This window comes from Bradyrhizobium murdochi, assembly GCF_000472965.1.
GTDB lineage: Bacteria > Pseudomonadota > Alphaproteobacteria > Rhizobiales > Xanthobacteraceae > Bradyrhizobium > Bradyrhizobium murdochi.
This window is the reverse complement of record NZ_AXAU01000062.1, coordinates 1-5,294: the sequence shown is the minus strand read 5'-3', so window position 1 is coordinate 5,294 and position 5,294 is coordinate 1. Positions and strand designations below refer to the sequence as shown.

6 protein-coding genes and 1 pseudogene are annotated in these 5,294 nt (G+C 59.6%); 6 read left to right on the top strand and 1 reads right to left on the bottom strand.

What is annotated here, in order from left to right:
• The 6 genes and pseudogenes from YUO_RS48395 to YUO_RS43355 form a co-directional block, all read left to right on the top strand.
• Positions 1-348: pseudogene (locus YUO_RS48395) on the top strand (hypothetical protein); the annotation flags it as partial.
• Positions 349-447: 99 nt separating this feature from the next.
• Positions 448-1,776: a WD40 repeat domain-containing protein gene (locus YUO_RS0137485; protein WP_198028175.1), complete on the top strand. Its 1,329-nt coding sequence runs from the start codon at positions 448-450 to the stop codon at positions 1,774-1,776.
• Positions 1,777-2,142: 366 nt separating this feature from the next.
• Entirely contained in the window at positions 2,143-2,766 is a 624-nt protein-coding gene (locus YUO_RS0137480; RefSeq protein WP_028351694.1) for a BA14K family protein, read from the top strand.
• 119 nt (positions 2,767-2,885) lie between these two features.
• Positions 2,886-3,059: a hypothetical protein gene (locus tag YUO_RS47455; protein ID WP_187399379.1), complete on the top strand. Its 174-nt coding sequence runs from the start codon at positions 2,886-2,888 to the stop codon at positions 3,057-3,059.
• 174 nt (positions 3,060-3,233) lie between these two features.
• The gene (locus YUO_RS0137470; RefSeq protein WP_028351693.1) at positions 3,234-3,584 is read left to right on the top strand and encodes a zinc ribbon domain-containing protein YjdM; all 351 of its coding nucleotides are present in this window, start codon (positions 3,234-3,236) and stop codon (positions 3,582-3,584) included.
• Positions 3,585-3,798: 214 nt separating this feature from the next.
• A complete protein-coding gene (locus YUO_RS43355; RefSeq protein ID WP_035728560.1) occupies positions 3,799-4,563 on the top strand; it encodes a DUF899 family protein in 765 nt (254 codons plus the stop codon).
• A gap of 150 nt (positions 4,564-4,713) precedes the next feature.
• Here the strand turns inward: YUO_RS43355 and YUO_RS0137460 are convergent, their stop codons facing one another.
• A complete protein-coding gene (locus YUO_RS0137460; protein WP_156908952.1) occupies positions 4,714-5,184 on the bottom strand; it encodes a hypothetical protein in 471 nt (156 codons plus the stop codon).
• Positions 5,185-5,294 lie beyond the last annotated feature (110 nt).

The following is a 5,294-nucleotide window of genomic DNA, read 5'->3' as shown; positions in this document are numbered from 1 at the left end:
CCGCTGCCTTTGCGCCAGATAGAAGCCGAGCAGCACCGTGACCAGTCCGGCCGCCTGCAGCGCGGTCGGGGGCTCGCCGAGCAGGAGCCAGCCGGAATTACGGTGACAGTGCACTTAACCGACGCGTCGATTGAATGCACTTTCACCATAATCACGGAGGGGCAGGAACTGCTCTATTCGGCACGGGTATCGCTCGATGGCACCAAAATGCAGATCGAGGACAAAATGGTCAATCTTGCACCGGGTATGGCGGTCACCGTCGAGATCAAGACGGGAAGGTGGCGGCTAATCGAGTATCTGATGTCGCCGCTGTTGCGGTACCGGCAGGAGAGTTTGCGAGAGAGATAGCAGCGTCTTGAGGAAAACATGACCCAATTTTAAATAGTGCCATGTAATTCTTGCAAGCAACACTTGCAGAATAGGATGTGCTCCTTTAGCATTCGGAGCATGGGAAAAAGACTTGGGGTTGCTACCTTGCGCAGGCGGTCCTTTTTTTCTTCAGGCATTCCAACAGCATCAGCGGAACTGTGTCGGCAACTCCTGTTCTCGATGCAATTGACAGTAATATTTTTCGTGGTGGCGAGTCTTGCATCGAGTGCGAGCGCGCAAAATGCAACAACATCGCCCCCGTCCATGGTCCTCCAGTCGGGACTACCAAGCCTGCGTCTGGTTCGCACGCTGGCAGCGCCGAACGAAGTGTCAACCCTCGGCATGCTTCAGTCGGGCAATTTCGGATTGACCTGGAGTCCCGACGGTGAGCGGCTGGCCGCTTATGTGCACAACGGCTTAGGGATCATCACCTGGAGTCCGGACGGCAAATACCAGCATGAATTTCCACGCTACAGTAGTTTTGGGCTGGACGCCTGCTGTCTCAACTTTTTGTCCGGACACAGACTGATCATTGCCAGTCCGGCCGCGGAAACGAACAGTCCCGAAGATTGGGACAAGATGAACGGCATGGCGTTTGCGGTCCTTGACGCCGAGACTGGCAAGGTTCTTCGAAACGTAGCTGGCCCCAACCCGAGCGGGCGATCCAATGAGAACACTGCCACTGATATAGCGACTTCGCCGGACGAGCGTTTCGTTGCGGTGATCTATCGCGAATTCACCGACCGCCGCGTCGGAATCTATTCGACTGGCGACTGGCAACGCGTCGCTGCCCTCGATCTTCGTAACGGGAATCGAAGTATTCAGGTCGATCCGCAGGGCGTTGTATTCTCCCCTGACGGCAGAACCCTAGCAGTCCTGCATAACTCTCGAGTCAAATTGTTTGAAGTCGGATCCTGGACCTTGTCGCGTTCGATTGAGGTCTTCCCTGACACCGTTCCGCGGGGAAATGCACTCGTATTCGGCGCCCTGGCATTCAGTCCCGACGGAACGATGATTGCTGCTGCATCGAACGGAGGAGGCTCCTGGTGGACATATCCAAACGGCAAGATCGCTGCCGAAGGATACGGTGTGCTTAGGCCCTATTTTCCAGCCGAACCGCTGCGAGTTTTTAGAGTAGCCGATGGCGCGCTGGTTGCCTCGTTGGGTCTATTTCCGGGTGGCATTGCTCGAACTCAATTGGTCTGGTCACCCAAGGGAAACTATCTCGGATTTCTTGACGGCGTTGGCGATATCCGCTTTTGGGATCCGTTTCGCCCAGGCGCCTCGGCCCCAGTCACCCGCATGGGCCTCCACTCAAGAACATTACGGTTTTCAAAGGACGGCTCTCAGCTTGTCGCCAATTTCGAAGGCGGCGTGAAGGTCTTCGACGTCGTGACACATCCTTAAGGAAAATATGATGAGCGATCCGAAGCTGTCCGACTATCTCAATGCAATCAATTCGGAATTACGGTGCCAGTGCACTCAATTTTCAGAAAAGTCGGTAGCAAGGCCGTACGACCCAAACATCCGGGACAACTCTAACGTCGCCCCGGGCTACGCTCGCTTTGGTTGTGGAACAAGTCTCTTTTCATAGCTGCGCTCTTAAGATGCTTTCGCTGTTTTGGCGCCAGCCCCTAAAGGCGGGTGGTGTGGCAGCCGGCACACAGCCCCGGTCTTAAGCGCGTCGTCGGTCGCGAAAGCGCCGCGCTGTTCACAGACTTGCCGCAAATGCGTGTGGAGCATTCGTGGGGACAATTAGCCGAGTATCAATCCATGCGTTTGTCAGCTCTCACGACCGCCGTCGCCGAGCGCGCCGGCGTGCTGTGCTGTGTCTTGTTTATGGGGATTAGCGCTCAAGCGCTCGCGCAGACATCGGCCACGGACAATCCGGGCCCGACCGCCGCGCAGCCCTCAGTGCCCGCGCAGGAAAGGCCTGCGGCTGCTGCCGAAGAGAAACCGCCCGCCGCGGACGACAAGCCCGCCACCGCCGAGCAGAAGGCGGCGCCCGCGGAGGAAAAAACGGCAATCGCGCAGGACGAGCCCGCAGCCGTCGAGGAGAAGTCGGCTGCCACGGACGACAAGCCTGCCATCGTCGAGCAGAAGCCGGCCCCGGCGGAGCCCAAACCAACGGTTGCGCAGGACAAGCCCGCAGCCGTCGAGGAGAAGCCGGCTGCCGCGGAGGACAAGCCTGCCATCGTCGAGCAGAAGCCGGCCCTCGTCGAGGCGAAACCAACCGTTGCGCCGGACAAACCCGCGGTCGTGGAGGACCAGCCGCCCAGGGCAGCCCGCAAGCCGCGCGAGCGGACCTTGGTGATGCTCTGCACCCGCTTCCGCACCTACAATCCGTCGTCCGGGACTTACCGGGGTTACGACGGCCAGACGCATCCTTGCCGATAGGCAAACACGGGCGCACCGCTACTTTGCATGGGGTTGTTTTCGCGATTTCGGTGCCAGCACTTAACTCGTCGGCTCTGACAACAGCAAGCGTAGCGCGGATTAGCGTCGGAAGGATCGACATGAACGGAAATCGATATTACGGGGTTCGCGTCGAGGGCGCGAAATATGGCGTGGGCTTTGGCTCGGCGCTCGCCATCGCGATCTCCTATACCAACAACCATTCGATTCTCTGGGCGATCATCCACGGCATCCTGGGCTGGCTCTACGTGATCTATTTCGCGCTGTTCAAGTGATCCGGCTTACGCCAGTTCGCAGGGCGGATGAGCGGCAGCGTAATCCGCCCTTGATCCTGCCCGCGCTTCCGCCATTGCGCGTACGGGCTCTGCCCTCGAGACCGAGGATTTTCCTTGCGTTATCAGGACATGAACCTACGGTGCGCGTCGCCTGGACACGGCCAAAGGACGACAATGGACGACGCGATGAACTGCCCGAAATGCAATTCCGAACATGCCTATCGGGATGGCAGCCTGTGGGTCTGCCCGGAATGCGCCCATGAGTGGAGCGCCGAGGCCGCCACCGCCGCAGAGGCCTCCCCTGAGGTGGGCGTGCGCGATGCCTATGGCAACGCGCTCTCGGACGGCGACAGCGTCATCGTCCTCAAGGACCTCAAGGTGAAGGGGTCGTCGTCGGTCGTCAAAGGCGGCACCAAGGTCAGGAACATCCGCCTGACCGAGGGCTCAGACGGCCACAACATCGCCTGCAAGATCGACGGCATCGGCGCGATGAACCTGAAATCGGAGTTCGTGAAGAAGGCGTAAGCTAGGTATTACGGTGACAGTTCACTTAATCTGCCGAAGGCGAAGTGATGTTTAGTGCACTGTCACCGTAATCCCGGTACTTTTGGAGGCAAGTGCCAGGCCCGCGATATCCCGCTTGGTGCCACATAGCTATGCGAGTTGTGGCCTTCCGAGAACGGCTCCGAGCGAGACGGCCTCACTGGTCGGCTATATCCAGCCAGGGGAGAAAGCACCTATGAGCATCAGCTTTCCGAATGAGTCACAGAATTACCGTGCCGCGCGCGACGCACTGCTTCAGCGCGAACTCCACCTGCGTCGGGAGATGGAGTCCGTCGCCGCCGAACTCCGTGCCCTTCCTCCCGGCGGCGAGGTGCCGGAGGACTACCTGTTCGATTGCATCGGCGAGGACGGAACAGGTGCGACGGTTCCAATGTCCGAGCTTTTCAGAGGCGGCGACACGCTAATGCTTTACCATTACATGTTCCCGCGCCACGCGCAGGACAGTCGGCCAGGCCCCACGCGTGGGGTAACTGCGCAACTGTCGCTTGAAGAGGGGCCGTGTCCGTCCTGCACTGCGCTCATTGACATGTGGGAAGGCACGTTACCGCATTTTGAAGGGCTGGGCGGCAACCTGGCGGTTGTCGCAAAGGCCCCCATCGAACGTGTCGTGGCGTTCGCGCGCGACAAAGGGTGGAGGCACATCCGACTGTTGTCGGCCGCGCACAATAGCTTCCGGCGAGACTATGGAGGGGATGGTCCGGATGGGCGGCCTGTTCCTATCATGACCGTTTTCAAGCGGTGGCCTGATGGCACGGTCCGCCTACACTGGGCAAGCGAGCTGATCCACGCAACAAGCGATCCGGGACAGGATCCACGACACCTCGGAACTGTCGAGCCCCTGTGGACCTTGTTTGATTTAACTCCGGGTGGACGTCCCCGTGCCGACGAGCAGATCGAGTACCCGTGCTGTCGTGGCCCGCAGGAGACCCGGCCATCCTGAGCGCCAGACGCAGCGTCCGCATTGCACCCAATCCCGGCGTGAAAGCGGCAATTACGGTGACAGTGCATTTAATTCACCGATGGCGAAGTGCTAGTTTACTGCACTGTCATCGTAATACATCTGCGCTTTCCCTAGGGTTCGTCAGTCCCATTACCCACGAACAGACAACGGCGGGTAACCCCCACACAAGTCCACATAGAACCAGTCCTGCTGGAAGGTCTTCGCATGCTCGGCCGCCGAGGGGCCCTCGTGCGTGAGGCCGTAGTACAGGACGAAAGCGATTCCGAAGCCCGCCAGGCCACAGGCGAGTGAACGCCACCATCTGTCTGACAGTCGGCGGTCCACCCACGCCGTAAAGAGCATGGGAAGAATCGAGAACGCGTAGCAGACCATGAACGACGGCAGCCAATACCGCCCATCCTCGAAAATCGGCCCGTCAGTCCGGGCGGCGAGAAACGCGATGCAGTAGAGCCAAGCAAGAAACGGCCCGAGGGCGGCAAAGAGCCGAAGCCTTGTCGTTTCGGTCACGATGGCAGCGATTTCCATTTCGGACTTGCCGGGATGCTTTCTCCAACTCGATAAACCTTTGTCGCTGCGAGGCCTCCTCTCGTTCAGGCTCAAGGGTTTTCCGCCTCACCGCTGCCTTTGCGCCAGATAGAAGCCGAGCAGCACCGTGACCAGTCCGGCCGCCTGCAGCGCGGTCGGGGGCTCGCCGAGCAGGAGCCAGCCGG